Origin of the sequence: Microtetraspora fusca, assembly GCF_001570365.1 — a bacterium.
Lineage (GTDB): Bacteria > Actinomycetota > Actinomycetes > Streptosporangiales > Streptosporangiaceae > Microtetraspora > Microtetraspora fusca.
Genome location: NZ_BBYK01000042.1, coordinates 338,478 through 364,767 on the forward strand (window position 1 = coordinate 338,478; position 26,290 = coordinate 364,767).

The 26,290-nt window shown below is 70.4% G+C and carries 28 protein-coding genes; 9 read left to right on the forward strand and 19 right to left on the reverse strand.

All coding sequences use genetic code 11. The features are described from left to right. Window positions 1-66: 66 nt before the first annotated feature. Together AWQ68_RS10740 and AWQ68_RS10745 are read right to left on the reverse strand one after the other, a co-directional pair. Window positions 67-528: a DUF1003 domain-containing protein gene (locus AWQ68_RS10740; protein ID WP_066938477.1), complete on the reverse strand. Its 462-nt coding sequence runs from the start codon at window positions 526-528 to the stop codon at window positions 67-69. Next, a complete protein-coding gene (locus tag AWQ68_RS10745) occupies window positions 521-1,729 on the reverse strand; it encodes a magnesium transporter MgtE N-terminal domain-containing protein (RefSeq protein WP_066938480.1) in 1,209 nt (402 codons plus the stop codon). Before AWQ68_RS10745 ends, AWQ68_RS10740 begins: the two co-directional genes overlap by 8 nt. An 85-nt stretch (window positions 1,730-1,814) precedes the next feature. Between AWQ68_RS10745 and AWQ68_RS10750 the strand changes: the two genes are divergently transcribed. Further along, entirely contained in the window at window positions 1,815-2,765 is a 951-nt protein-coding gene (locus AWQ68_RS10750) for an EamA family transporter (RefSeq protein ID WP_066938483.1), read from the forward strand. Here the strand turns inward: AWQ68_RS10750 and AWQ68_RS10755 are convergent. Together AWQ68_RS10755 and AWQ68_RS10760 are read right to left on the reverse strand one after the other, a co-directional pair. Then, window positions 2,737-3,102, reverse strand: coding sequence for a hypothetical protein (locus AWQ68_RS10755; protein WP_066938484.1), 366 nt, complete (start codon window positions 3,100-3,102; stop codon window positions 2,737-2,739). The genes AWQ68_RS10750 and AWQ68_RS10755 overlap by 29 nt on opposite strands. Beyond that, window positions 3,099-3,683 (reverse strand): biotin transporter BioY, encoded by a 585-nt coding sequence (locus tag AWQ68_RS10760; protein ID WP_066938487.1) that lies wholly within the window; start codon window positions 3,681-3,683, stop codon window positions 3,099-3,101. Before AWQ68_RS10760 ends, AWQ68_RS10755 begins: the two co-directional genes overlap by 4 nt. 131 nt (window positions 3,684-3,814) lie before the next feature. On the opposite strand from AWQ68_RS10760, the gene AWQ68_RS10765 reads away from it, so the two are divergent. After that, a complete protein-coding gene (locus AWQ68_RS10765) occupies window positions 3,815-4,756 on the forward strand; it encodes an HpcH/HpaI aldolase/citrate lyase family protein (protein ID WP_066938490.1) in 942 nt (313 codons plus the stop codon). Window positions 4,757-5,082: 326 nt separating this feature from the next. Next, a complete protein-coding gene (locus AWQ68_RS10770; RefSeq protein WP_066938493.1) occupies window positions 5,083-5,973 on the forward strand; it encodes a CPBP family intramembrane glutamic endopeptidase in 891 nt (296 codons plus the stop codon). 141 nt (window positions 5,974-6,114) lie between these two features. Here the strand turns inward: AWQ68_RS10770 and AWQ68_RS10775 are convergent, their stop codons facing one another. Next, window positions 6,115-6,741 carry a hypothetical protein gene (locus AWQ68_RS10775; protein WP_157545103.1) on the reverse strand — a complete coding sequence of 209 codons (627 nt, stop codon included), beginning with the start codon at window positions 6,739-6,741 and terminating at the stop codon, window positions 6,115-6,117. A 63-nt stretch (window positions 6,742-6,804) separates the two neighbouring features. On the opposite strand from AWQ68_RS10775, the gene AWQ68_RS10780 reads away from it, so the two are divergent. Next, window positions 6,805-9,072 carry a hypothetical protein gene (locus tag AWQ68_RS10780; protein ID WP_066938498.1) on the forward strand — a complete coding sequence of 756 codons (2,268 nt, stop codon included), beginning with the start codon at window positions 6,805-6,807 and terminating at the stop codon, window positions 9,070-9,072. Here AWQ68_RS10780 and AWQ68_RS10785 read toward each other — a convergent pair. Then, window positions 9,053-9,439, reverse strand: a complete 387-nt coding sequence (locus AWQ68_RS10785) for an NUDIX hydrolase (RefSeq protein ID WP_084463849.1) — start codon at window positions 9,437-9,439, stop codon at window positions 9,053-9,055. The genes AWQ68_RS10780 and AWQ68_RS10785 overlap by 20 nt on opposite strands. An 85-nt stretch (window positions 9,440-9,524) precedes the next feature. On the opposite strand from AWQ68_RS10785, the gene AWQ68_RS10790 reads away from it, so the two are divergent. Genes AWQ68_RS10790 through AWQ68_RS10800 form a run of 3 tightly spaced genes read left to right on the forward strand, consistent with a single transcriptional unit; the run spans window position 9,525 to window position 11,866 of the window. Next, window positions 9,525-10,175: a DUF6758 family protein gene (locus AWQ68_RS10790; RefSeq protein ID WP_066938503.1), complete on the forward strand. Its 651-nt coding sequence runs from the start codon at window positions 9,525-9,527 to the stop codon at window positions 10,173-10,175. Between the two features lie 18 nt (window positions 10,176-10,193). Beyond that, a complete protein-coding gene (locus tag AWQ68_RS10795; RefSeq protein ID WP_066938506.1) occupies window positions 10,194-10,904 on the forward strand; it encodes an MBL fold metallo-hydrolase in 711 nt (236 codons plus the stop codon). Between the two features lie 11 nt (window positions 10,905-10,915). Further along, entirely contained in the window at window positions 10,916-11,866 is a 951-nt protein-coding gene (locus tag AWQ68_RS10800; RefSeq protein WP_066938508.1) for a RecB family exonuclease, read from the forward strand. Between the two features lie 212 nt (window positions 11,867-12,078). Here AWQ68_RS10800 and AWQ68_RS10805 read toward each other — a convergent pair whose 3' ends face one another. Both AWQ68_RS10805 and AWQ68_RS10810 read right to left on the reverse strand, forming a co-directional pair. Further along, on the reverse strand, window positions 12,079-12,957 hold the full coding sequence (locus AWQ68_RS10805) for an alpha/beta fold hydrolase (protein WP_066938510.1): 879 nt from the start codon (window positions 12,955-12,957) through the stop codon (window positions 12,079-12,081). Between the two features lie 159 nt (window positions 12,958-13,116). Next, window positions 13,117-14,745 (reverse strand): DEAD/DEAH box helicase, encoded by a 1,629-nt coding sequence (locus tag AWQ68_RS10810; RefSeq protein WP_245655847.1) that lies wholly within the window; start codon window positions 14,743-14,745, stop codon window positions 13,117-13,119. 424 nt (window positions 14,746-15,169) lie between these two features. On the opposite strand from AWQ68_RS10810, the gene AWQ68_RS10815 reads away from it, so the two are divergent. Further along, on the forward strand, window positions 15,170-15,829 hold the full coding sequence (locus AWQ68_RS10815) for a ferritin-like fold-containing protein (RefSeq protein ID WP_066938516.1): 660 nt from the start codon (window positions 15,170-15,172) through the stop codon (window positions 15,827-15,829). Between the two features lie 166 nt (window positions 15,830-15,995). Here the strand turns inward: AWQ68_RS10815 and AWQ68_RS10820 are convergent, their stop codons facing one another. From AWQ68_RS10820 to ligD, 4 genes are all read right to left on the reverse strand, one after another. Continuing rightward, window positions 15,996-16,226 carry a DUF3107 domain-containing protein gene (locus tag AWQ68_RS10820; RefSeq protein WP_066938518.1) on the reverse strand — a complete coding sequence of 77 codons (231 nt, stop codon included), beginning with the start codon at window positions 16,224-16,226 and terminating at the stop codon, window positions 15,996-15,998. A 113-nt stretch (window positions 16,227-16,339) separates the two neighbouring features. Beyond that, the gene (locus AWQ68_RS10825) at window positions 16,340-16,960 is read right to left on the reverse strand and encodes a TetR/AcrR family transcriptional regulator (RefSeq protein WP_084463850.1); all 621 of its coding nucleotides are present in this window, start codon (window positions 16,958-16,960) and stop codon (window positions 16,340-16,342) included. Between the two features lie 56 nt (window positions 16,961-17,016). Then, the gene (locus tag AWQ68_RS10830) at window positions 17,017-17,217 is read right to left on the reverse strand and encodes a hypothetical protein (protein ID WP_066938523.1); all 201 of its coding nucleotides are present in this window, start codon (window positions 17,215-17,217) and stop codon (window positions 17,017-17,019) included. Between the two features lie 71 nt (window positions 17,218-17,288). Then, the gene (gene ligD / locus AWQ68_RS10835; protein WP_066938526.1) at window positions 17,289-18,170 is read right to left on the reverse strand and encodes a non-homologous end-joining DNA ligase; all 882 of its coding nucleotides are present in this window, start codon (window positions 18,168-18,170) and stop codon (window positions 17,289-17,291) included. 116 nt (window positions 18,171-18,286) lie between these two features. On the opposite strand from ligD, the gene ku reads away from it, so the two are divergent. After that, a complete protein-coding gene (gene ku / locus AWQ68_RS10840; RefSeq protein ID WP_066938529.1) occupies window positions 18,287-19,222 on the forward strand; it encodes a non-homologous end joining protein Ku in 936 nt (311 codons plus the stop codon). 401 nt (window positions 19,223-19,623) lie between these two features. On the opposite strand, the gene AWQ68_RS10845 is transcribed toward ku, so the two are convergent. From AWQ68_RS10845 to AWQ68_RS10875, 7 genes are all read right to left on the reverse strand, one after another. Then, window positions 19,624-19,992: a hypothetical protein gene (locus AWQ68_RS10845; protein WP_066938531.1), complete on the reverse strand. Its 369-nt coding sequence runs from the start codon at window positions 19,990-19,992 to the stop codon at window positions 19,624-19,626. 542 nt (window positions 19,993-20,534) lie between these two features. Beyond that, window positions 20,535-21,026: a hypothetical protein gene (locus AWQ68_RS10850; protein WP_066938534.1), complete on the reverse strand. Its 492-nt coding sequence runs from the start codon at window positions 21,024-21,026 to the stop codon at window positions 20,535-20,537. Between the two features lie 595 nt (window positions 21,027-21,621). Beyond that, window positions 21,622-22,131, reverse strand: coding sequence for a hypothetical protein (locus tag AWQ68_RS10855; protein ID WP_066938537.1), 510 nt, complete (start codon window positions 22,129-22,131; stop codon window positions 21,622-21,624). Between the two features lie 597 nt (window positions 22,132-22,728). Then, the gene (locus AWQ68_RS10860) at window positions 22,729-23,229 is read right to left on the reverse strand and encodes a hypothetical protein (RefSeq protein ID WP_066938539.1); all 501 of its coding nucleotides are present in this window, start codon (window positions 23,227-23,229) and stop codon (window positions 22,729-22,731) included. 606 nt (window positions 23,230-23,835) lie between these two features. Beyond that, window positions 23,836-24,360 carry a hypothetical protein gene (locus tag AWQ68_RS10865; protein ID WP_066938542.1) on the reverse strand — a complete coding sequence of 175 codons (525 nt, stop codon included), beginning with the start codon at window positions 24,358-24,360 and terminating at the stop codon, window positions 23,836-23,838. Between the two features lie 558 nt (window positions 24,361-24,918). Next, window positions 24,919-25,287 (reverse strand): hypothetical protein, encoded by a 369-nt coding sequence (locus AWQ68_RS10870; RefSeq protein WP_066938544.1) that lies wholly within the window; start codon window positions 25,285-25,287, stop codon window positions 24,919-24,921. Between the two features lie 507 nt (window positions 25,288-25,794). Further along, on the reverse strand, window positions 25,795-26,181 hold the full coding sequence (locus AWQ68_RS10875; RefSeq protein WP_066938546.1) for a hypothetical protein: 387 nt from the start codon (window positions 26,179-26,181) through the stop codon (window positions 25,795-25,797). Window positions 26,182-26,290: the final 109 nt, after the last annotated feature.

Genomic DNA, 26,290 nt, shown 5'->3' on the forward strand with positions numbered 1-26,290 from the left:
AGGGACCGCTCATTGGGCGTGCCGCCGTGCCGTACGTGCCGGGAGGGGGCGGCGGTGTCCCTGCGGCTAGTGGTCGCCGCCGCCCAGCTCCTCCTGGAGGTGCTGGAGCTCCGAGCGGATGTAGTCCCTGGTCGCCATCTCGCCGATGGCGATCCGCAGGCCGGCGATCTCCCGCGTGAGGTACTCGATCTCGGCCTGGGTGCGGTCGGCCGCCACCCGGTCCTGCTCGTACTGCACGCGGTCGCGGTCGCTCTGCCGGTTCTGTGCGAGCAGGATCAGCGGGGCCGCGTACGACGCCTGGAGCGAGAGCATGAGCGTCAGGAAGATGTACGGATAGGGGTCGAACTTGAACGGCGCCAGGACGTTCCACGACACCCAGACGCTCACGAACACCGTCATGTAGACGATGAAGCGGGCGGTGCCGAGAAAGCGGGCGATCTGCTCGGAGAGCCGCCCGAACGCCTCCGGATCGTAGTGGGGGCGCAGCCGCATGGTCACGTCCCGCGGCTGGTCGAGCCGCTCAGTCATTTCTCTCCCGCCAGTCGTGCGGCAGCATGTGGTCCAGGACGTCGTCCACCGTCACCGCTCCGAGCAACCGCCCGTGCTCGTCCACCACGGGGGTCGCGACGAGGTTGTACGTCGCCAGATAGGACGCGACCCCCGGAAGGGGGAGGTCGGGCCTGATCGGATCGACGGTGTTGTCTATCACGCCGCCGAGCATGGTGGACGGAGGCTCTCGCAGGAGCCGCTGGAAATGGGCCACGCCGAGGAACCGGCCGGTCGGCGTCTCGGTCGGCGGGCGGGCGACGTAGACCTGGGCGGCGACCGCCGGGGTCTGCTCCTGCTGCCGGATGTGCGCGAGCGCCTCGGCCACCGTGGCGTTGGGCGGGAGGATCACCGCCTCGGTCGTCATCATGCCGCCGGCGGTGTCCTCGTCGTACGTCAGCAGCCGCCGTACGGGCGCGGCCTCCTCGGGGATCATCAGGCGCAGCAGGGCCTCGGCCTCGCCCGCGGGCAGTTCCTGGAGCAGGTCGGCCGCGTCGTCCGGGCTCATCGCCTCCAGCACGTCGGCGGCGCGCTCGGCGTTGAGCTGGCTCAGCACGGCGACCTGGTCCCGTTCGGGCAGCTCTTCGAGGACATCGGCGAGGCGGTCGTCGTCGAGGGCGGCGGCGACCTGGGCCATCCGCTTGCGCGGCAGCTCGTGGAGCACGTTGGCGAGGTCGGCCGAGCGCATCGCGTCGAAGGCGGCGAGCAGATAGGCCGCGCCCTGGTCCTTCTGGACCACGTCGAAGCCGGTGACCTCGTCCCAGTCCACGATCAGGGTCTCGCCCCTGCGCTTGGTGCCGCGCCGTACGGCGACCTTGCTGAGCACCCACTCGGTCGGGCGGGCCCGCTCCATCGCGAGGTCGAGCACGGTGGCCTGCTCGCTCTGGTGGCGCACCTTCAGGTCGAGCATCTCGCCGATGGCCAGCGTCTCGGACTCGCGCTGCTCGAACCTGCGCATGTTGATCTTGCCGGTGAAGACGACGGCGCGCGGCTCGACGCTGGTGACGCGGGTGATCGGCAGGAAGACCCGGCGGCGCGGCTGGATCTCGACGACGAAGCCGTGGACGCGCGGCGGGAGCGGGCCGCGCATCGCGACCACGACGTCCCGGATCCGGCCGATCTGGTCGCCGGCCGGGTCGAACACCGCGAGCCCGGCCAGCCGGGCCACGAAGATGCGGTCCACCTGGTCAGATTACGCCGGGATGCGCGGGACGGCCTGGTATGACAGGATCAAAAGGGGCTAATGGTAGTTACATGAGGTGGTGGCCATGAGGGCGGCGAGCCTGGCGATCGCGGTGGCGTCCGCGTGCTGTTTCGGATTCTCCGGGCCCATGGCGCGGTACCTGGGAGCCGCCGGGTTGTCCCCGCTCGAAGCGGTCTGGGTACGCATGGGCGGGGCGGGGCTGCTGCTGATCGTCGCTCTCGCGATCGTACGGCCGAGGGCCCTGCGCGTCCCGCGTGACCGGCTGCTGTTCGTCGGCGCGTACGCGCTGGTCGCGGTGGCCGCCGTCCAGGGGTTGTACTTCTTCATGATCACCCGGCTGCCGGTCGGGATCGCGCTGCTCCTGGAGTACCTCTCGCCGGTGCTGGTCGTGGTCTGGGCGCGGTTCGTCCGCCGGCTGCGGCTCGCCCGATCGGCCTACGTGGGCGCCGTGATCGCGGTGGCCGGGCTGGCCGTGGTCGTGGAGGTGTGGGACGGTATCCGGCTCGACACGCTCGGGCTGGCGGTGGGGCTCGTGGCCGCCGCCTGCTCCGCCGGATATTTCCTGATGAATGATGCTTTCTCGGATGACGACCTGGACCCGCTCGGGTTGATCGCCTGGGGTATGGCCGGGGCGGCCGTGGTGCTCCTGCCGCTCGCCCGCCCCTGGAACATCGACTGGACCGCGTTCGGCCGTACCGCCACCGTGGGCGGCCACACCCTGCCCGTGCTGGGCGCCGCCCTCTGGCTGGTGCTGGTGGCCACGATCACCGCGTACGTGACGGGCGTGATCGCGGTGCGCCGCCTCTCGGCCGTGGTCGGCGCCACCGTGGCCACCCTGGAGGTCATCGCGGGTGCCGTCGTCGCCTGGTTCCTCCTCGGCGAGCGGCTCGGCGGAGCCCAGATCATCGGTGGCGTCGTCGTCCTCGCGGGCGCTCTGCTCGCCCAGTCGGCCGCCGCCCGCCCCGGGACCGGCCCCGCCGTACAGCTCACGCCCGAGGCGTCAGTCGCAGGATGACCGACCCGGCGGCCCACCGGGCCGGGAGCGTGGCCGCGTCGGGAGCGTTCAGCCGCTCCTTGGCGAGCGTGGCCACCACGTCGGGGGAGGCCGCCTGGTCCACCGCCTCGACCGAGGCAGTGAACCGGACCAGCTCGGCGCCGTTGTCCTTGCTGCGGAGGGTCACCTCCACCTCGGACGCCTCCGCCAGGCCGGGCAGCTCCTGCTCGCCGCCGCCGGTCACGACGTAGATCGCCCCGGAGTGCCACACGTGCCAGGCCAGGCGCGGTCCGGCGGGCAGGGTCACCCACAGCACGCCGGATTTCTTCGCGCCCTCCTCGATCAGAGGAGCACTCATCGGCCGGAACGCCGGGTGAGACGCCAGGCGGCGGGCAGCAGACCGGCCGCGACGGCGATCTTCAGGGCGTCGCCGACCAGGAACGGCACCACGCCGGCGGCGAGGGCCGCGCCCACGCCCATGCCGGTGACCGCCATCAGCACCGGCACTCCGAAGGCGTAGATCACCAGGTTGCCGACGACCATCGTGCCCGCCGTACGCGCCGGGGTGCGGTCGCCGCCGCGCTCGGCCAGCCTGCCGACGAGGGCCGCGGCGACCATGAACCCGATCAGGTAGCCGAAGGTCGCCCCACCCGGGCCGTGGGCGCCGCCGGCGAACCACGGCACGCCCGCGATGCCCGCCAGGACGTACACGAGCATGCTGAGCGCGGCCCGGTTGAAGCCGAGCGCGGCGCCGACGAGCACGACCGCGAGGGTCTGGCCGGTGACCGGGACGGGAGAGCCCGGGATCGGGACCGCGACCTGGGCGGCCAGGCCGGTCAGCGCCGCGCCGCCGAGGACGAGGGCGGCGTCGCGGACCCGGGCACCGGGGATGAGATCGGACAGGACGGCGGGGCGCACCCCGGGGGCGATTTCGGACATCACGTACTCCCTCAACGCTCGTAGATGCCGCCATTCTTCGCGAAAGACACGCCCATGGCCGTACGACGCCCGCGCCAAGAACGCGGCACCTCCTTTGTAGCGATCGGACAGGGCCCCGCTAGCGTTTGGGCATGCGTGCTCGACGTTCGTGCCTGGCCGTGCCCGGCAGCAACCCCCGTTTCATCGAGAAGGCCCAGGGGCTGGCCGCCGACGAGGTCTTCCTCGACCTGGAGGACGCGGTGGCACCGGCGGCCAAGGAACAGGCGCGCGAAAACGTCGTCGCCGCGCTCCGCGACGGCGACTGGTCCGGGAAGACGATCGTCGTCCGGATCAACGACGTGACCACGCAGTGGGCCTACCGCGACGTGGTCGACGTCGTCGAGGGCGCGGGCGACCACCTCGACTGCCTCCTGCTGCCCAAGGTCGAGGACGCCTCGCACGTCGTGTGGCTCGACATGCTGCTCACCCAGATCGAGAAGGCGCTCGGGCTGACCCGGAGGATCGGTATCGAGGCGCAGATCGAGAGCGCGCGCGGCCTCGTCAACGTGGACGCCATCGCCGCCTCGTCCGACCGCCTGGAGACCCTGGTGTTCGGGCCCGCCGACTTCATGGCGTCCATCGGCATGAAGACGCTGGTCGTCGGCGAGCAGCCGCCCGGGTACGGCGAGGGCGACGCCTACCACTACATCCTGATGCGGATCCTGATGGCGGCCAGGGCCAACGACCTGCAGGCCATCGACGGGCCGTACCTGGCGATCAAGGACGTGGACGGCTTCCGCCGCGTGGCCCGCCGGGCGGCGGCGCTCGGCTTCGACGGCAAGTGGGTGCTGCATCCCTCGCAGGTGGAGGCGGGCAACGAGGTGTTCTCGCCGTCCCAGGAGGACTACGAGCACGCCGAGCTGATCCTCGACGCGTACGAGTACTACACGACGGTGGAGCGGCGCGGCGCGGCCATGCTGGGCGACGAGATGATCGACGAGGCGTCGCGCAAGATGGCGCTCGTGGTGGCCGCCAAGGGCCGCGCGGCGGGGCTGACGAGGGAACGGAGCTTCGAGCGGCCGACAATGGGTTGATGACCGAGCCGCAGTGGAACCCGGCCGCAGGGGGCGACCCGCCCGGAGGCCCGCACGGGACACCGCCCCCGCACGGGACACCGCCCCCGCCCTGGAACCCGGCCGAGGGAGAGAACCCGCCTGGAGGGCAGGGCGGGGAGGGGTACCCGCCGCACGGGAACCCGCCTGGAGGGGAGGGGTACCCGCCGCAGGACACCCCGCCTCAGCCGCACCAGCCCGGGCCCCCTCCTGAGGGCCGGCAGTGGCCCCCTCCGGGGGGACCGGGGTGGCCGCCTCCCGGCGGCCCGTACCAGTGGCAGCCTCCGCCTCCCCCGCGACCGTGGACCGTGCCGCCGCCTTCGGGCACCCGGTACGACCGGCTGGCCCGTACGGCCCTGCACAGATGGTGGCGCCCGATCGTCGGCACGCTCGCCATCGTCGCCGCGTATCTCGTCGTGTCGTTCGCGGTCGGGCTCGCCGCGGTGCTGATCTCGCTTCTCTCCGGCGTGCCGATGGTGATGAGCGGCACCCAGATCTTCGCCGACCCCCTGATGACGCTCGGGCTCAACCTCGTGCTGCTCGCCCTGGCGATCCCGCTGGTGCTCGGGGCGGCCTGGGTGGTGCAGCGGCGGCGGCCGGGCACGGTCTCCTCGGTCGCCGGACGGCTGCGCTGGGGATGGCTGCTCCTGTGCGTGCCGATCGCGCTGGTCGCGGTGATCCTCGGCGAGGTCGCGCAGCAGCTCACGTTCCTGGCGACGGGCGTGTCCAGCGGGTTCACCTGGGTGGGCTGGGACCGCTTCCTCGCCCCGCTGATCGTCATCGTGGTGCTCGTGCCGTTCCAGGCGGCGGCCGAGGAGTACGTGTTCCGCGGGTGGATCCTCCAGGCGTTCGGGGCGTACCTGCGCAATCCGGTGCCGGGCATCGTCGTCGGCGCGGCCGCCTTCGCGTCGCTGCACGGCTACACCGACTGGGGCATCGCGTACGTCTTCGGGTTCGGCCTGCTCATGGGATGGGTCGCCATCCGCACCGGCGGCCTGGAGGCGCCGATCGCGCTGCACGCGGTCAACAACGTGTTCGCGTTCGGGATGACCGCGGCCGCGGGCGGGCTGCGGAACGCGCTGGAACAGGGCTCCGTGCCCTGGCAGACCATCGTCGGGACGATCGTCCAGTTCGCCGTATTCACCGTCTCAGTGCTGATAATCGCCCGAAAGCGGGCAATTCAGACGCTCTCTCGATAAATCTCACTAGAGAGGTATTTTCAGCACGGCGTCGGCGTGTTGGTCTGTAGAGGTGATCGCCAGCCGGAGACCGGGTATCAACATGCTCGCGTCCGCTTCGCCGTTCTAGTGGAGGCACGGAGCGTGGACTCGGACCCCCCTTCACGCGATGAGGAATACCCGGCGCCGCCCCCGGCGATCCCGTCCGCCCGAGAAGATCCGGCAGGCGATCCCTCCCGGGGATCGTCGCCGTGGCAGCTTCCCCCCTTCGCCGCCCCGGTACCCGACGAGCCGCCGCCTCAGCGCCGCGCCGGCCGTCGCCCGTACGCCGACGAGCCCGCGGCTCCGGGCCCTCGGCGGCTGGTCAACCGCCCGGACAAGCTCGTCGCCTCCGGCCGCCCCCAGCCGGCGGAGCCGGTACGCGACCAGGCTGCCCCGCCAGCACAGCCCGACCAACCGGAGCACCCTGAGTTCGCACCTTCGGGTCCCCGGCGGCTGGTCAACCGCCCCGACAAGCTCGTCGCCTCCGGCCACCCCGCCCACCCCCAGCCGGTACGCGACCAGCCGGTACAGCCCGCGCAACCGGAGCAGACGGATCAACCGGAGCAGACGGATCAACCGGAGCAGACGGATCAACCGGAGCAGACGGATCAACCGGAGCACCCTGACCAGGCTGAGCAGCCCGGGATCGAGGAGCCGGAGCCGCTGCGCCGGATCGGCGCCCCACCGGGAGGGCACCCGGCCCGCCCCGACGCGCTCGTGGCGTCCGGCCCGCGCGGCGGCCGCCATCACCATCACCGGAGGCGGAGCGAGCCCAAACGCCCCTTCCGCGTCCGCAGATACCTCGCCCCGGTGCTGGCGCTCGCCGTGCTGCTCGCGGCCGCGTTCGGGGTCGCCCGCTGGGTGTCGGACGATTCCACGTCCGGGCTGCTCCTCGCGTCGGGGGACGGCCGGTCGGGCGACGACGCGTTCCCCGCGCCCGGGCTGCCGGGCAACGGCTCCAGCCAGGTGCTCAACGCGGTCACGTCGGCGGGCTCGACGGTGGTGGCCGTGGGCAGCGACATCAGCGGTCCCGTGCCGAGGCCGCTCTTCCTCGTCTCCACGGACGGCGGGGAGAAGTGGCAGCTGGGCCGGGTCGCCGGGCCGTCCGGCTACGGCACCGTCGGCGGAGCCGTGGGGCGAGTCGTGGGCGGCGGCGGGCGCTGGCTCGCCGCGGGCACCGACGCGCCCGGGGCCGCCGGTCCGGGGGCGCGCGGCATGTGGGTCTCCTCCGACGGTGTGACCTGGACGGCGGTGGACCCCATCCGGCTGACCGCCTTCTGGAGCCAGGACAGGATCACCGACCTGGCCAGGACCGCGAGCGGATTCGTGGCCGTGGGCACCGCCACCCTCCCGGACGGCACCGCCGGACCGGTCGTCTGGGTGTCGCCCGACGGGCAGGGGTGGACCCGGGTGGACAGCGGCCAGATCGGCACCCCCGACAAGGTGCGGGGCATGCGCGCCGTGGCCGCGCGGGGCGACCAGGTCGTCGCCCTGGCCGATCCGGGCGAGGGCTCCGCGTCGGTCGTCCTGCGCTCGGCCGACGGCGGCAGGTCCTGGCTCCGTACGGCCGTCGCCCTGGCGGACGTACGGCCGGAGCCGGGCGCACTGGCCGCGACGGACAAGGGGTTCGTGCTGGTCCCGACGCGGCAGCGCTCCGCGGCCGGCGAGGTGCCGGTCTTCTGCTCCCCGGACGGCGCGAAATGGGATCGGTGCGGCACCATCGGGAAGCTCGGCCCCGAGGGAGCGGGCGTACGTGGCCTCGCCTCCTCCGCGGCGGGGATCGCGGCGGTGACCGAGCAGGCCTGGGAGCGGTACGCCCTCTACACGAGCGCGGACGGGCACGAGTGGACCAAGAGCGCCGATCTCGGCGAGATCCCGGGAACGCTGCGCGGGCTCGCCATCACCGACGCGGGCGTGCTCGTCGCGGGCGGCGACAAGCGCGGCCCCGGCGACGTGGAGAACCTGCCCGTGCTGATGACGGCGCGCGAGGGCAAGAAGGCGAAGGCCGTTCCCCCTGAACAGATCGCCGGGCTGACCAGGCAGGCCAGGGAGACGACGGGCCTGGCAGCGGCGGGCGGCCTGTTCGTCGCCGTGGGCTCCGGGGGCGGCGACGCCGGCATCTGGACCAGCGGCGACGGCGGCGCGGGCTGGAAGAGTATCGGCGACGCCGGCGTGCTCGGCGGCCCGGGGCGCCAGGCGTTGAGCGCGGTCGCGCACGGCCGGAAGGGATGGCTGGCGGTCGGCACCACGACCTCCGACCCGGCGGTCACCCGGCCCCTCCTGGTCACCTCGGCGGACGGCAGGACGTGGAAGCCCGGCCCGGACGTCGAGGTGCCCTCCGGGCACTTCCTCCTGGCCCCGAACGCGGTCGCCGCCGGGCCGAAGGGCTACGTGGTCGCGGGAGAGGACCGGGGCGCGACAGGCGTGCTGCCCGCGCTGTGGTTCAGTCCCGACCTCAAGCGGTTCACCCGCGCGCCGCAGGGCGCGATGCCGACCGGGGGCGCGGGGGTGCGCATCGCCGACGTCACCGCCACACCGTCCGGGTTCATGGCCGTGGGCGGCTCGGGGACCGCGGACAGGGAGACCGGCGTCGTGTGGGTGTCATCGGACGGGATCAACTGGACCGCCAAGGGCCGGGTGCTTCCCGGCGACAGCCACTCCGCGGGCCTGCGCCACGTGGTGGCGCGCGGCGACGAGGTGATCGCGGTCGGTCTCGCGGACGGCGGCCGCCCCTTCGCCGCGGTGTCGTCCGACGACGGCTCCCACTGGGAGTACGCGTGGCTGCCGGCGGAGGAGCCGGCCGCGGTGCTCGACCTCGCCGCGGCGAAGCAGGGCGTGGTCGCGGTCGGCGCGCACGGCCGGGCGGGCGAGGAGGACAGCACGGTCTGGACCTCCGGCGACGGCCTCGACTGGAGCCGCCACACGCTCACCGCGGACGGCCTCGGCGGCGACGGCGCGCAGTGGCTCGGCTCGGTCGCGGTCTCCGGGGACGACGTCGTGGCCGCCGGCCGTTCGGTCACCTACTCGCAGGACCACCTCACGGTCTGGCGAAGCAGGCTCACCTCGGCGGATCGATGACCTTCCACGAGACGAGGGCGTCCACCAGGCCGTCGGTCAGCGGCAGCCGTACCAGCTCCGCCGGGGAGCACCACCGGGCGTCGGCGGCGTCGTCACCCGGGGCGAGGCGGCCGTCGACGGCCGTGACCAGGTAGTCGTGGATCTCGTACGTCACGCCCGCCGGTCCCGCGCGCAGCACGGTCCCGGCCAGGGAGCCCACCGCGCCGTCCAGGCCGGTCTCCTCGCGGAGCTCGCGCCGTACCGCCTCGGCATCGCTCTCGCCGGGCTCGACCCGGCCGCCGGGAAGCGACCACAGTCCCTCGCCGGGCGGATGTCCACGCCGGACCAGCAACAGACGTCCGACCGGATCACGGACGATGGCACCCACGCATCTCACCACATACAGAACATTACGACCGGATAACCGGGAGGTTCTTGACGCCCGTGGTTTGCCGGAAGCAGCGTGGATAATTGTGAGAACCGCGCCTTCCTGTCCGCGGTGTTTCGGGCCGCTGCACCCGCCGAGCGTCTGGAACAGCTCCTGGCGCTGCGACGCGCACGGGGATGTCCTCCCCTACCAACCACCGCACCGCCCCTCCCAGGCGGTCCTCGACGCCCTGAGGCAGGCGGCCGTGGTCCCCATCTGGCTGCCGTGGCCGCTGCCCGCCGGCTGGCTGGTGACCGGCTTCGCCGAGGTGGGCGACGAGCGCACCGGAGCCCGAGCCACCGTCGTCGCCGTCTCCGGACCGTCGCTCACGTACGGTCCGGCCGACCTGCTGATCGTCGCCGAGGAGCCCGGTGTCGGCCTCGGCGCCGCGTACGCCGGTCTGGACGGCCCCGACCCGGGATCGGAGTTCGACACCGGCCCCGCGAACGCCAAGATCGAGATACGCGGGCATCCGGGCGCGCTCTGGTGCCTCAAGGGCATCCCGCCGGATCGCGCCGTGTACGTGGGAGAGGCGCTCGGCAACTGGCTGTGGTTGATCGCCTGGCCGGCAGAGGCCGGCTGCCTGATCCCGCTCGCCCAGCTTTCCCTGCGCGACCTCCGGGACACCGACCAGGAGCTCGACCTCCCGTTCGGCGCGTTCTCCCCACGCCTCGACGACGAGCCACGCGAGGTCTGAACTAGTAGGGTCTGAGATGTGACAGCGCGTATCGAACGAGTGGTGACCTCCGGCGTGGTCGAGATCGACGACGTCGAGCACAAGGTTGAGAACAACACGTGGATCGTGGGTGACGACGAGGAGGTCATCGTCGTCGACCCGGCTCGCGACGCCGACAAGATCCTGGAGAAGGTGGGCGACCGCGAGGTGCTCGCCGTCATCTGCACCCACGGGCTGCCCGACCACGTGGGCGGCGCCATCGAGGTGGCCGCCAGGGACGAGGCCGTCGTCGCCCTGCACCCCAAGGACAAGCGCCTGTGGCGCCAGACCTGGGAGGAGACCTGGCCCGACATCGACATGGAGGACGAGGGGCTGTTCTCCGTCGCGGGCGTCGAGCTGGAGGTCCTCGCCACACCCGGCATCACCCAGGGCGGCGTCTCGCTGTACTGCGAGTCGCTCGGTGCGGTGTTCACCGGCAAGTCGCTCCAAGCCGACGGCCCGGGCCGGCTCGGCGGGGAGTACCCCGCGCTGGCCGACCAGCTCACCGCCATCGGCGAGCGGCTGTTCACGCTCCCGCACGCGACCCGCGTGCTGCCTGCCCACGGTGAGGAGTCCCGGATCGGCGACCTGGAGCCGCAGTTCGACGGCTGGCTGTCCGGCTCCCTGACCGGAGGCGACGAGAAGCACGAGTCGCCCCTCGTGGACGGCACCGGCGCCGCGGGCATCAGGCTGACGCTCGACGACGAGTAGGTCGCCTCCGCATGGAGCAGCTCGGATTCGAGGGCATGCCGCGCCGGCTGTACGCGTGCACGCCCTCACGGCTGAACTCGTGGCTCGACTGCCGCCGCCGCTATCGCTTCACCTACCTCGACCGGCCGGCGCCGCAGAAGGGGCCGCCCTGGGCGCACAACAGCGTCGGGGCCTCGGTCCACAACGCGCTGGCCGGGTGGTGGCGGCAGCCGTACGAGCGGCGGACGCCGATGACGGCGGCCACCCTCCTCACCAGCGGCTGGATCGGCGAGGGGTTCCGCGACCAGGAGCAGTCCCTGGCCTGGCGTGACCGGGCCCGTGAGATGGTGTTCGGATATGTCGCGACACTCGATCCGGCGGACGAGCCGGTCGGCGTCGAGCGCACCGTGGCCACCCGGACCTCCGTGATCGCGGTCTCCGGGCGCATCGACCGGCTCGACCGGCGCGGCGACGAGCTCGTGGTCGTCGACTACAAGACGGGCCGCCGGGCGCCGGAAACCGACGACGCGCGTTCCTCGCTGGCCCTGGCCGTGTACGCCGTCGCCGCGTCGCGCGTGATGCACCGCACCTGCCGCAAGGTGGAGCTGCACCACCTGCCCACCGGATCGGTGGCCGAGTGGGAGCACGACGACGAGTCCCTCCGGCGGCATATGGGCCGGGCCGAGGAGATCGCGCTGGAGGCGTCCGAGGCCGACGAGGCCTACCGCGCCTGGGCCGCGTCCCGGCCGGGTGGGTCACGGCCCGCCGCTTCGCGAGCGGGTGGGCGGTCTGTCGCACCGGGACCGGGGACCTCCGGGCCGGACGCGGGCGGCGCACTCTCCGTGCCTCCGGAGATCGACGCGCTGTTCCCGCCCAATCCCGGGCCGATCTGCTCGTGGTGTGACTTCCGCCGGCACTGTCCACAGGGGCAGCGGATCGCACCGGACCGGAACTCGTGGGACGGCCTGGCCTCGACGCACTGAACCCGCCGTGGGAAATCACGTCGGTGGCCGAGTCGGCGAGGGAGAACATTGGCCGCAGGTTGTGTTGCTCCCGCGCGCTCTCGACGGGGACGAGGCGTCGGCCGCCGGAAGCGCCTCCCGCCGCTCGAGGTCCCTCGACGGCGAGCGGCCCGCTCAGGCGCCCTGTCCTGGACGGTTCCTTCCCAGGACAGGGGTTCGGCGCGTCGGCCGGCTCAGGAGTGGTGCAGGATCTGGCTCTCCGCCGCGTTCCAGAAGCGGGTGAGCGCCGCCGCCGTGGTCTCCGGGGCTTCGACGGCGGGGGAGTGGGCGGCGCCGGGCACGACCACGCACTCCGCGTCGAGCCGATCGGCCATCTCCGCCTGCAGCGACGGCGGCCATCCGTCGTCGTGCTCGCCGTACAGGACGAGGATGGCGAGGCCGGACTGGGCGAGCTCGTCCACGCGGTCGGGGGCGTTCAGGACCTCCCGAGCCATGGCCATCAGCCCGGCGGGTGAGTGCGCGAGCAGGCGCTTGCGCAGGAAGGCCACGATCTCGTCGGGGACGCCGGCCTTGATCGCGTCGGGCTCCATCCGGTTGGTCCAGAGATATTCGACGCCGTATTCGGGCAGCTCGGCCAGCATGATCCGGCCGACCCTCTCACGCGGCCCGATGATGCCCGCGGGTCCCGAACTCATCAGCGTGTACGACGCGAGCTTGGCCGTGCCGTCCAGCGTGGTCTCGCGGGTGATCAGGCCGCCGAAGGAGTGACCGAGCAGGTGGACCGGCTCACCCTGCCCGACGGCGTGGGCGACGAGGTCGATGTCGGCGCCCAGGGCCGCGCACGTGTACGCGGCCGGGTCCTCGGGGCCCGGCGTCTCGTACTGGCCGCGGACGTCCACGGCGACGACCCTGCGCCCCGCCTGGGCGAGGGTCTGGAGGACGGAGATGAAGTCCTCCTTGCTGCCGGTGAACCCCGGGACGAGGAGGGCGGGCCAGCGCTCGGGGACGCCGCTGACGGGCTCCGCCGAGAGGACCGTGAACGTGCCCGCCGGCGTCTCGATCTGCTCGGTGGTGACACCCGGGGGCAGCGTCAGGAATCGCGGCGTACTCACGTGGCACCACGATACCCAGCGAGGCTGTCGGCGACACCGCCAACAACGCTTTGCCGGTTGTGACCCATAACTTCATGCCTCCTACAGAGGGTCTACCCACTGCCGGATGGCGGTTTCCCGTCCCCGGCCGGCGGGCCGGGGACCGGTGTGTCTCCCGTGTTATCCGCCTCGTCGCGACCGCGATGGGCGGCGGCGCTGGGCCGCGCGCTCCGTCGCCGCGGAAGGCGCGGGAATGTCGTCGTCGGTCGCGAGATCCGGTGAACGGAACACCACGACGAACGGGTTCGGCGGGATGATCCGCTCCGGTTCGGGCTTGGGCCGGGGAGCCGGCGTCGGTTCGGGCGCCAGATCGTCCGCGGGAACGAACCGGGTCTCCTCGACGACCGCCGTGCTCACGGTGACCGCCTCGTCGCGCTCGCGGACCTTCTCGCTCTCCTGGACCTTCACGACCTCGGGAGTCTCCTGCGGCTCGAGGACGTCGGCGGATGCCTCTGCCTCGACGCTGCGTCCGCCGCGGGTGCGACGGCGCTCCCTCGGCGTACGCGCCGGGCGCTCGCGGCGCTCGTCCCGGCCGGAACGGTCGGAACGGTCGGAACGGTCGGACCTAGTGCGCGAGCGCACCCGCCCGGTCTCGCCGAGGTCCTCGATCGCCTCGGCGTCCAGACCCGCCCGGGAGCGGTTCGCACGCGGCAGCACGCCCTTGGTGCCCTCGGGGATGCCGAGGTCGGTGTAGACGTGCGGAGAGCTGGAGTAGGTCTCGACCGGCTCGACGAAGTCGAGGCCGAGCGCGTTGTTGATCACCTTCCAGCGGGTGAGCTCGGTCCACTCCACGAACGTCACGGCGACGCCGGTGCGCCCGGCGCGGCCGGTCCGGCCGATGCGGTGGACGTAGGTCTTCTCGTCCTGCGGGCAGTCGTAGTTGACCACGTGGGTGACGTCGTCGATGTCGATGCCGCGGGCCGCCACGTCGGTGGCGACCAGGACGTTGATCTTGCCGTTGCGGAACGCCCGCAGCGCCTGCTCGCGCTGGCCCTGGCCGAGGTCGCCATGGACGGCGGCGACGGCGAAGCCCTTGTCGTGGAGTTGCTCGGCCACCATGTCGCAGGCGCGCTTGGTCTCGCAGAAGATCATGGTGAGACCGCTCGTGCTGCTCTGCAGCAGCCGCGCCACGATCTCGATCTTGTCCATGCGGTGCGTGCGGTACACGAACTGCGTGGTCTGCGGGGTCGCCTCGGCCTCGGCGTCGTTGTGCTCGGCGCGGACGTGGATCGGGCGGTTCAGGTACCGCCGCGACAGCGCCACGATCTCGCCCGGCATCGTCGCGGAGAACAGCATGGTCTGCCGCTTCTCGGGGACCAGCTTAATGATCCGCTCGATGTCGGGGAGGAAGCCCAGGTCGAGCATCCGGTCGGCCTCGTCCATCACCAGCATGGTGATCTGGCTGAGGTCGAGGTGCTTCTGCTTGACCAGGTCGAGGAGTCGGCCGGGGGTGCCCACGATGACGTCGACGCCGCTCTTGAGGGCCTCGATCTGCGGCTCGTAGGCGCGGCCGCCGTACACGGTGAGGATTCGGGAACCGAGCTTGCCTGCGGCGAGGACCAGGTCCTCGCTGACCTGCAGGGCGAGCTCTCGGGTGGGGACGAGGACCAGGCCGCGCGGCTTCTTGCGGTTCTTCCGCGGCTTGCCCACGAGTTGCAGCATCGCGACGCCGAACGCGTAGGTCTTGCCGGTGCCGGTGCGTGCCTGGCCGATGACGTCCTGGCCGGCGATGGCCAGCGGGAGCGCCATTTCTTGGATCGGGAACGGTGAAAGGATGCCCTCTGTCTCCAGGGCATCGGCGATCTCTGGGATGACTCCCAGGTCTCGGAACGTCGTCAGCGTGACCTGCCTCAGTCGTCGGCGAAGGCGGCCCTCCGGAACCTGCGCGGCCGTAAGATCTCCCAGGCCGTGTCCTCACGGATGTGGCGCCTTCGGCGTCATCAGCGACCGCGGCATCCAGTTACTGGGGGTCTTGGGCCGGACGGCCCAGAACAAAACAGTGCGGTCGCACCTTCGCGAACCAGTCTACTCGATACCACAACACGGAACCGTTTTCTCCGTGTTCCCGAAGTTCGGTCAAGCTTTCTGGTCGATGAATCCGGTCGTGAGAGGCGGGAAGGGGCCGTAGCGGTCAGCGGCGGCAGGACAAAAGCGGCCCGCGTACGCTGCACCCATGAACGAAACTCCTCCCGGTGTCGTGGATCTGCTCGGTGTGCTGGCGTACGCGGAACTGACCGCGTTCCTGCGCCTGGCCGAGGACGCGGCGCTGCTCGCGCCCACGCTGACCGACCGGGCCGCCCTCGGCGACATCGCCGCGGCCGAGTACGGGCACTTCCGCCTGCTGCGCGACCGGCTCAGCTCGCTCGGCGTGGATCCGGAGGAGGCGATGGCTCCCTTCGTGACCGCCATCGACGCCTGGCACGAGCAGACCAAGCCGCGCGACTGGTACGAGGCTCTGGTCAAGGCGTACGTCGGCACGGGGATCGCGGGCGACTTCTACCGGGAGGCCGCGCGGCACGCCGATCCCTCCATCACCGAGCTGGTGGACGAGGTGCTGACGGACGAGGCGCGCTCGGAGTTCACGGTGGAACGGGTGCGTGCGGCGATAGAGGAGGACCCGCGGCTGAGCAGCCGGCTGGCGCTGTGGGCGCGCCGGATGGTGGGCGAGGCGCTGAGCCAGGGGCAGCGGCTGGCGGCGGTCCGCCCGGATCTGGCGGCCCTGCTGGTGGAGCCGGGCAGCGAGGACCTCGCCGAGATCGGACGCCTCTTCGCTCGGCTGACCGAGGCGCACGGGAAGCGCATGTCGGCCCTGGGCCTCACCCCGGGACCCTGACCCACCGAATGCCCTGCGCGGACGCGTGTGGAGAGAGGGACGGCGGCCGCGATCACCTCGCAGTCGCGAGCGAGACACGCGTCCGCCGCCATCCCGGATCCGCCACGCCGGTCAGAGCAGGAACACGGGCCTGGGTATGGCCCGCGTGGAGCAGCCCCGCGCGGTCCTAAAGCGTGCCGCCGAACCCGACCCTGCGCTGCTCGTCCTCGCCGACCTCGACGAAACCGAGCGAGGACACGGGGACGACCACCCGTCGGCCGCTCTTGTCCGTGAGCGAGAAGACGCCCTTGTCCGCGGCGAGGGCCTGGCGGAGCTCCTCCTCGATCTGCTCGGCCGACATGTCGGTCTCCACGACGAGCTCGCGGTGCACCGACCGAACAGCGATCTTGACTTCCATCGGGCTCCCCTTTCCGGAGGGCTGCGTCAGACAGCGCCTCAACCCCATCGTCGCCGTCCGCCGACGCGGTGAGCCCTTTGATCGCGTCAAGCGAACAGGAAATGCGGTACCGGTCAGCCGGTGCGCGGGAAGCCGCTGATGCCCCGCCAGGCGAGGCGCGCCATCAGCTGGGTGGCGGCCTCCTTGGGGATGGAACCGTGGCTGCTGAGCCAGTACCTCGCGCTCACCTCGGCCATGCCGACCAGGCCGACGCCGAGCAGGTGCGCCTCGTCGCTCGAACAGCCGGTGTCCTCCTGGATGACCTGGCTGATCGCCTCGGCGCTCTCGCGGAGGGATCGCTCCATCCGCTGGCGTACGGGCGCCACGTTGCGCAGGTCGGATTCGAAGACCAACCGGAACGCCTCGCCCTGGCTGGACACGAAGTCGAAGAACGCCCCGATCGCCGCCTGCACCCGCTGCTTGTTGTCGGTCGTGGAGGCGAGGGCCTCGTGGCACCTCGTGACCATGTCGTCGACGTGCAGGTCGAGGAGGGCGAGGTAGAGCTCGAGCTTGCCGGGGAAGTGCTGGTAGAGCACCGGCTTGCTGACGCCGGCCCGCTCCGCGATCTCGTCCATGGCCGCAGCGTGGTAGCCGTTCTCCACGAACACTTCCTGCGCCGCGCTCAGGAGCTGGCGGCGGCGGGCCATGCGGGGCAGGCGGGTGCCCCGCGGCTTGGCGTCCGGCGTAGCGGTCACGGCACTCTCGTCTCCTTGTAGCGGGAACTCGCCCATCCTACGTGTGGGTAACCAGGTCAGCGGTAGTCCTCTTCGTCGTGCTCGACCACGCGCTCCTGTTCGGTGGCGTCGGCGGGGTCGGCCTCCATCGGCACCTGATCGGGCCAGCGGGTCCGGTCGGACGGCTTCATCCGCTGGTGTTGTTCGACCGCGTCCGCCTCCGGCGTCTCGATCGAGAGCTCCTCGGCCGTCTCGCCGAGGGAGTCCATCTCAGACATGTGGCGTCCCTCCGTTTCCGGCCCTGAGCGATGCGCGACAGGACCAACACTACGACCACGGGCCGTACCGATTACGCGGTGGAGGCCCGGAACAGGTCTCCATGCTTCCGGACCCGTTCCAGCACGTCCTGTGCCGCGAAGACGAACTGCCCCGGGTCCCTCCAGGCATCCACCTCTTCCCACGAAAGGGGGGTCGACACGGTGGGAAGCTCGGCCGCCCGCAGCGAGTACGGAGCGACCGTGGTCTTGGCAGGGTTGTTCTGGCTCCAGTCGATGAACACCTTGCCGGGCCGTTCCCGCTTGGACATCACGCTGGTGATGAACGCGTGCTCGCGCTCCAGCCGCCGGGCGAGGGCCCGCGCGTACGCGGAGGTGTCCTCGTCGCCGTCCCACGGCACGTAGACCTGCATCCCCTTCTTTCCGCTGGTCTTGGGTACCCCCTCGTGCCCGTCGTCCTCAAGGGCTTCGCGGAGCAGGAGGGCCACCTCGCAGCACTCCACGATCGTGGCGGGGGCGCCGGGGTCGAGGTCGAAGACCAGGGTGTCCGGCGGCAGCGGCTCCCCGCGTTCCGAGACCCGCCACATGGGCACGTGGATCTCCAGCGCGGCGAGATTGGCGTAGTAGACGAGCGTCGCGAGGTCGTCCACCACGGCGAAGTCGATCGTCTCGCGGCCCTTGGAGCTGCCGGGCGCGGGCAGGGTGACCGTGCGGACCCAGCCGGGGGTGTGGCCGGGCACGTTCTTCTCGAAGAAGAACTGGCCGTCCACGCCGTCGGGGTAGCGCTTGACGGTCAGCGGCCGTCCGCGCAGGTGGGGGAGCAGGACCGGGGCGATGCGGGTGTAGTAGTCGATGACCTCGGCCTTGGTGAACGAGGCCTCGGGGTACATCAGCTTGTCCAGATTGGTGAGCGTCAGGTGCCTGCCCTCGACCTCGACCCGTACCTTCCTGGTCACACCGCACCTCCGAGGCGGGTGCCGATACGGCACCGCCATAGTGGGTACCTGCCCAACTGGTAAGTCCTTTGAATCCCTAGATGGTGTAGTTCGAACAAAGAGACGAGTATGTGGCTATGCGCAGCATTTGGAAGGGCGCCATATCGTTCGGGCTGGTCACCATCCCCGTGAAGCTCTACTCCGCCACGGAGCAGAAGGACGTCTCCTTCCACCAGGTGCACCGGGAGGACGGCGGGCGGATCAAGTACAAGCGGGTGTGCACGCTCGACGGCCAGGAGGTGTCGTACTCCGACATCGCCAAGGGCTACGAACTGCCGAGCGGCGACATGGTCGTGCTGACGGACGAGGACTTCGCCGACCTCCCGCTGACCACCTCCCGCCGGATCGACGTGCTGCAGTTCTCCCCCTCCGAGCAGATCGACCCGATCTACTTCGCCAAGTCGTACTACCTGGAGCCGGAGGCCCAGGGAGCGAAGCCGTACGTGCTGCTGAGGGACGCGTTGGAGCGCTCGGGGCAGGTGGCGATCGTGAAGGTGGCGCTGCGCCAGCGCGAGTCGCTGGCGACCTTGCGCGTACGGGACGGCATCTTCGTGCTGGAGACGATGTTGTGGCCGGACGAGGTGCGCGAGGCGGACTTCCCCTTCCTGGACGAGGACATCGACGTGCGTCCGCAGGAGCTCCAAATGGCCGAGTCCCTGATCGAGACGATGGTCGCGGACTTCGATGCGGAGGGGTACAAGGACACCTACCGCGAGGCGCTGCAGGCCGTCATCGAGGCCAAGGTCGCCGGCAAGGAGGTGGTCACCCCCGAGGCGCCCGCCGAGGAGAAGCCCGCCGTCGATCTGATGGCCGCGTTGCGCGCCAGCGTGGAGGCCGCCAAGAGGGAGCGCGAGGGGCGCGAGCCGGCGAGGAAGAAGGAGGCCGCGGCGTCGGGCGCGAAGAGCGCGGCGAAATCCGGGACGAAGGCCGGAGGGAAGGCCGCGGCGAAGAAGGCGGCCTCCGAGGACGAGGAGAAGGCGCCGCGCAAGCGCGGAGCGCGCCGCTCCGCCTGACCCCACGGCTCTTGTGCGTGTCCCGAAAACGTGTGGCGTGATGTGGACAGGAGAGCCGCCGGGCAGGTCGGCGTGCGGCTGGACCGGTCCGATCCCCGGCAGTGCGGGAACGGCTGACGAGGCCCGGCGTGGCGGGACATGTGGGGAAGCCTGGCGCGGCGCGGGTGGGGAAATGGAACGGCCATCCGGCCGGGATTCCTCCCGGCCGGATGGCCCTGTAGTAGGGAAGGCGGGGAGCCGACGGCTCTCGTCCGTGGCGTCCGCCTGTATGCGCTGAAACGATGGATCTCATCGTGTGGGCGAGGAGACGTATGCGTCTCCCCCCTGTGTGAGCGCCTCTCCGTGGATCTTCCGCTCAGGTCGAGCGCCGATCACGGCGAGGTCGTCCGGTGTGGATCCGCTCAGCCGACGGGCGCGAGCGGGGCGCCGGTGACCTCCGGCTCCGGCTGCTGCTCCGGCCGCCTCAGGAAGTCCAGGAACTGCCTGGGAAGGCGGATCGTGATGTTGTTGATCACCTGCTGCCGCTGGTGCTGCCGCTGGCGCTGGTGCCCGCGCTGGTTCTGGTGGTCGCGGTTGTGGTTGCGGTTCCAGTTACGGTTCCGCTGGCCACGGCCTCCCCAGCCACCCCCGCCCCAGCTGGCGAAGCCGCCCGCCTGGACGACGGCGGCGTTCGCCGTGGTCGCGGTGGTCGTGGCGCCGAGCGCCACCGCCCCACCCGTCAGTGCGGTGCTGATCGCCAGCCCCGCGATGACACTCCTGAACTTGGGCATTGCACTTCTCCTTTTGAAAGGAATTGATTTTCTCTTACCTTTCGACGCTCTCCGCGTCGAGTCACGGAGAACGATTGAGATCACCCGGAGTGGATCATCTCGATATCGTCTTGATTGCCGAGTTTGCGGAGTGGCAAACGGTTACGTGCGGATCTTGGGTGCCGCATGTGATTTATTGACGATGCTCCGCGGAGTGCGATTGTTTACCGGAGAAATGGGTGGCCCGCCGGTGAGCCGTACAGCCGACCGGGAAAGGCCGGCGATGGCATTCACGGCGAGCGTCGCATGCCCGGCGAGGCGTTCCGCGTGAAACGCGGAGAAGGCGTTACCGGGCCGTACGCATGAAGAAGCCCATCCGGTCGGCGGTGCCGACCGGATGGGCCCGGTGTTTCCAGAAGGTGAGACCGCTCGGGCGTCGCGACGGACGTCATCGCGCCGCCGAGCTGCTCGGCCGTACCGGTGTCACCGAGGTTTCTCACCGGTGTGGACGAGATGGCCCGACCGCCCGCTGGTCGTTCACGGCCTCACGGCGGTGAATGCGCTTACCGCTGGTTCTGGTTGGCGGTGCCTGCCGCGTTGCCGTTGCCGCCGTTGCCGCCGTTGGCGTTGTTGTTGTTGCCGTCGGCGATGGCGCCGCCGTTGCCGCCGTTACCGCCGCGGGCCAGGACGAGCTGGGCGAGGATGTCCTCGGCCCGCAGACCGCGCTGCTCCTCGCGGGGCCGCTCGCGCTCGCGCTCCCTGGGCACCTGTACACGGATGTTGTTGATCACGTTCTGGCGCTGGCGCTGCTCCTCGCGCTGGTGCTCGCGCTGGTGCTGACGGTTGTGGTTCCGGTTGTGGTTGCGGTTGTGGTTGCGGTTGCCGCGGCCACCCCAGCCGCCGCCCCAGCCACCGCCGCCGCAGCCGCCGCCGCAGCCGACCTGGACGACGCCGGCGTTCGCCGCGGTGGCCGTGGTGGCGCCGAGCGCGACGGCTCCGCCGGTCAGCGCGGTGCTGATGGCCAGCAGCCCGACGAGGTTCTTGAACTTGGGCATTGTGTTTCCCCCTGAAGGAATCAAATTCCTCTTGACGCTTCGACACTTTCGGGGAGTCCCCCGAAGAATGCCCCGGACGCCCTTGATGTGGCATTTCCGTATTGTCTTGATTTCCGATGGAGGAGATGACAAACGCCGCAATTCCCTCTTTAGCCAGCTCTTTTCACTTCGTTGGGCGCGTTGCACACGACATGCTTGTGTTGACGGCACAGTCCCTCGTGAGGCGATTCGGTCGCGTAAGTCGGCGGGTGGCTTGTGGGCACGTGTCCTTCACCAGAAAAGGGTCGCTCACGAAAAAACCCTGCCCGGCCCGCACGAAGCGAGGCCGGACAGGGTGGTTTTCGGCGAGGTACGCGTTATGCGAGTGCGTCCTCGCCGTCGGTGTCGTAGCGGGTCCCACGTCCGGAGCCTTTCGGCCCCCTTCCGGCCTGCTCGCGTTTCTGGTGAACGTCGGTCAGGAGAAACCGCGTCCCGGGTGGAATGCGGAGAGTCGTGGGAGCGGCCTTCGGACACCGGCGGCGGGTTGCCGCCGGTGTCCTCGTCAGGTGAGCCCGCGCGTGTAGCTCGGCGGTCCCACAGCCGGAGAGTGCGCTACTTAGGGAACGCGCGGCTGGGCGACGTTGGCAATCTGGTTGGCGGCGCCTGCGGCGTTGCCGTTGCCGCCGTTGCCGCCGCGGGCGTCGTTGTTGTTGCCGCCGGCGATGGCGCCGCCGTTGCCGCCGTTGCCGCCGCGGGCCAGGACGAGCTGGGCGAGGATGTCCTCGGCCCGCAGGCCGCGCTGCTCCTCGCGGGGCCGCTCGCGCTCGCGCTCCCTGGGCACCTGCAGGCGGATGTTGTTGATCACGTTCTGGCGCTGGCGCTGGTGCTGGCGCTGGTGCCCGCGCTGGTCCTGGTGGTCGCGGTTGTGGTTGCGGTTCCAGTTGCGGTTGTGGGTGCGACCACCCCAGCCGCCGCCGCCGCAGCCGCCCCCGCAGCCGCCGCCCCAGGTCTGGACGACGGAGGCGCTCGCCGTGGTGGCGGTGGTGGCGGCGCCGAGCGCGACGGCTCCGCCGGTCAGCGCGGTGCTGAGGGCGAGAAGCCCGACGAGGTTCTTGAACTTGGGCATTGCGTTTCCCCCTGAAGGAATCAGATTCCTCTTGACGCTTCGACACTTTCGGGGAGTGCCCCGAAGAATGCCCCGGACGCCCTTGATGTGGCATTTCCGTATTATCTTGGTTTCCGTCGTGGTAAGACGACAAACGCCGCGGTTCCGTTCTTAGTCAGCTCTTTTCATTTCATTGGGCGCGTCGGCGCAGAGCATCGTTATGTGGATGGTGCGGAGCCGTTCACGAAGGGATTCCGTCGCGTACGGCGGTGCGTGCGCCCGCGAAGTTGTGACTATGTGGTCTTCAGGGCGTGCGAAAAACCCTGCCCGGCCCGCACGAAGCGAGGCCGGACAGGGTGGTGTTTTCCGCGAGGGATGCGTTATATGTGAGCGCCCTCGGTGTCGGTGTCGTAGCCATCCCACGGCGGGGGCCTTTCGGCCCCTTTCCGGCCTGCTCGCGTTTCTGGTGAACGCCGGTCAGGAGGAACCGCGTTCCAGGTGGAATGCGGAGAGTCGTGGGAGCGGCTTTCGGACACCGGCGGCGGGTTGCCGCCGGTGTCCTCATCAGGTGAGCCCGCGCGTGTAGCTCGGCGGTCCCACAGCCGGAGAGTGCGCTACTTAGGGAACGCGCGGCTGGGCGACGTTGGCAGCCTGGTTGGCGGCGCCTGCGGCGTCGGCGTTGCCGCCGTTGCCACCATTGGCGTTGTTGTCGTTGCCGCCGGCGATGGCGCCGCCGTTGCCGCCGTTGCCGCCGCGGGCCAGAACGAGCTGGGCGAGGATGTCCTCGGCCCGCAGACCGCGCTGCTCCTCGCGGGGCCGCTCGCGCTCGCGCTCCCTGGGCACCTGCACGCGGACGTTGTTGATCACGTTCTGGCGCTGGCGCTGGTCCTCGCGCTGCTGATCGCGCTGCTGCTGGTGGAGGCGGTTGTGGTTGCGGTTGTGGTTACGGTTCCGCTGGCCGCGGCCACCCCAGCCACCCCCGCCCCAGCTGGCGAAGCCGCCCGCCTGGACGACGGACGCGCTCGCCGTGGTGGCGGTGGTGGCGCCGAGCGCGACGGCTCCGCCGGTCAGTGCGGTGCCGATGGCCAGCAGCCCGACGAGGTTCTTGAACTTGGGCATTGTGTTTCCCCCTGAAGGAATCAGATTCCTCTTGACGCTTCGGCATCTTCGTGAAGCCAGTCGAAGAATGCCCCGGACGCCCTTGACGCGGCATTTCCGTATTATCTTGGTTTCCGGATCGGTGAGACGACAAACGCCGTCGTTCCGTTCTTAGTCGGCTCTTTTCATTTCAGTGGACGCGTCGCACGTGGTGCGTCTCCTTGAGCGGCAGAACGTCGCTCACAACGGGATTTCATCGCACACCGCGGTGGGGGCATCCACGCGGTTCACGTATTTCTGAGAAAAAGGACGTGACGTCAAAAAGGCCTGCCCGGCATCGCATGAGCGCGGGCCGGGCAGGGTGCTGCTTTTCGGCGAGGGATGAGCTGGTCGAGAGCGTCCTCGCTGTTCGCGCCGCGGCCGGTTCCGACGGCCGGGACCTTTCGTCCCTTTCCGGCCTGCTCGCGTTCTTCATGAACGTCGGTCAGGAAGAACCGCGTACCTGCATAGGTACGCGGATACCGTGGAAACGGCTTTCAGGCGCGACGGCGGCACATGCCGCCGGCTTTCTGGAAGGTGAGACCGTCCGCCGCTGTTCGACCGGCGGTCTCACGGCCGGAGAATGCGCTACCTAACCGAAGCGGGCACGCGGATAGAGTTGGCCTGGTCGGCGGCGCCTGCGGCGTCGGCGTTGCCGCCGTTGCCGCCGTTGGCGTTGTTGCGGTCGCCGCCGGCGATGGCGCCCCCGTTGCCGCCGTTGCCGCCGCGCGCGGCGATGAGCTGGGCGAGGATGTTCTCGGCCAGGATGTCGCGGAGGTCGCGGCGGTTGTCCTCACGGACCTGCTCCTGCTCGCGCTCCCGCGGGACCTGCAGCCGGACGTTGTTGATCACGTTCTGGCGCTGGTGCTCCTGCTGCCGCTGGTGCTCGCGCTGGTGCTGACGGTTGCGGTTGTGGTTGCGGTTCCAGTTGCGGTTGTGGGTGCGGCCACCCCAGCCGCCGCCCCAGCCACCGCCGCAACCGCCGCAGCCGCCCGTCTGGACGACGGAGGCGCTCGCCGCGGTGGCCGTGGTGGCGGCGCCCAGGGCGACGGCTCCGCCGGTCAGCGCGGTGCTGACGGCCAGCAGCCCCACGAGGTTCTTGAACTTGGGCATTGCGATTCTCCCTTGGAAGGAATTGATTTGCCCCGACACTCTGGCATTCCGAGAATTTTCTCGGAAGCGTGCCCGGATGACCCTTGCCGGATCATCTCTACGGTGTCTCTGATTTCCTTCCGCGTCGGGCGGCAAACGGTGATTGGCGGCTCTTAGTCTTTGCTTGTCGCTCTATTAATGAAGTGGGTCGGTTGAAGTTGATTTGCTACCGATACCCCTTATGTCGGAATTCAGGGGGCGTATTCGGTGTGGATCGCCCCTCGCGCCGAGGCGCTGCACCCTCCGGGGCCATGCCGTACGAGCAGGGAGAATGGGCCGATGGAAAAAGAAATCCGGCCGGCGAGACGCCGGCCGGATGAATGTGATTTCCATGTGGATGGGATGACGGCTCGCGGGCGGGAGGCCTGCCGTCGTCTTCACGAGAATCGTCGAAAGCGAGCGTGCTTTCTGGACAGGAAACGGAAATCACCGCCCCGCCCGCGTCACACGCCCTGGTCCCGCGCATGCGGTGCGGGGCCGCCGGTGTGTCCGCGCTCCCGCCTCGGTGAGTACGGCGGCTCAGTCGAGGACTCGGAATTCGCGGACGAAGTCCCTGCCGTTCGAACTCGACGTGGTGGTGGCGGTCGGCGGCAGGTTGCGGTCGGCCGGGACCACGACGTCGTTGATCAGGAACTGGGTCTGCTCCTGGTGCTGGCTCTGCTGGTCGTGCTGGCTCTGGTGCTTGTTGTTCGAGTTGCGGTTCCAGCCGTTCCCGCAGCCACCGCCGCCGCAGCCGCCGTCATCGCACCCGCCGTCGCCGCAGCCGTCGGTACGGACCATGCCGGCACTCGCGGCGGTGGTCGTGGTCGCCGCGCCGACCGCGACGGCGCCGGCGGCCACCGCGGCGCCGAGCGCGAGAAGCCCGGCGAGCCTTGTGAACTTGGGCATTGCGTTTCTCCTTCGAAAGAAATGCGTTCGCCCTCGCGGTCCGACTTTTCGGAGATTTTCCGGGATAGCCTACGGATCGCCGCGGAGGACGGCGGAGCGACCTCGGTGATCACTCCCGCGGGTCTGTGATTTCCTTCCGTATCGAACGGCAAACGGTGGTTGGCGGCTCTTAGGCGCTGCTTGTCGCTCTATTACTAATGTTGCGATGATAAACGCAGATTTGCGGGAAGTTGCGCGATATGTCCGAGTTGGGGAGCACGCAAAAAACCGGCCGGCGAGAGGCCGACCGGATGGGACGCTGTTCCCGGCGGTGCCGCGGATGGCCGCCCTCCTCGGCGCCCCGCCACCTGTCGGGCCGGGTTCCGCCTCTCCTCCGCTATTCGGGATGTCAACTCGTCAGGCGTGCCCGCGCCCACCGCGGCCTTCCGCCTCCTGCTTCGAGGCGTACGGCCCCGGTGGAACGCGGGCACGTGGGATCACTTCTCGTCGCCGCCGGCAGGCGGCTTTTTAGATGCCGTCGTCGTCGCCGTCGCCGTCGCCGTCGAGCACGGCGGCGTTGCTCAGGATCTCCGGCAGGTCGTCGCCGAAGTCCTCGCCGTCGCGGCCCACGCGGATGTTGTTGATCACGTGCTGGCGCTGGCGCTGGTGCTCGGTCTGGTGCTCGCGCTGGTGCTGACGGTTGTGGTTCCGGTTGTGGTTGCGGTTGTGGTTGCGGTTGCCGCGGCCACCCCAGCCGCCGCCCCAGCCGCCGCCGCCGCAGCCGCCGCCGCAGCCGACCTGGACGACGCCGGCGTTCGCCGCGGTGGTGGTGGCGGCGGCGCCGAGCGCGACGGCTCCGCCGGTCAGCGCGGTGCTGAGGGCGAGAAGCCCGACGACGTTCTTGAACTTGGGCATAGCGATTCTCCCTTGAAAGGAATTGATTTGCCCGACACTCTGACGTTCTCCGAATTCGGAGAATTGGCGGATGACCCTTACGTGGATCATCTTCGCGTCGTCTAGATTT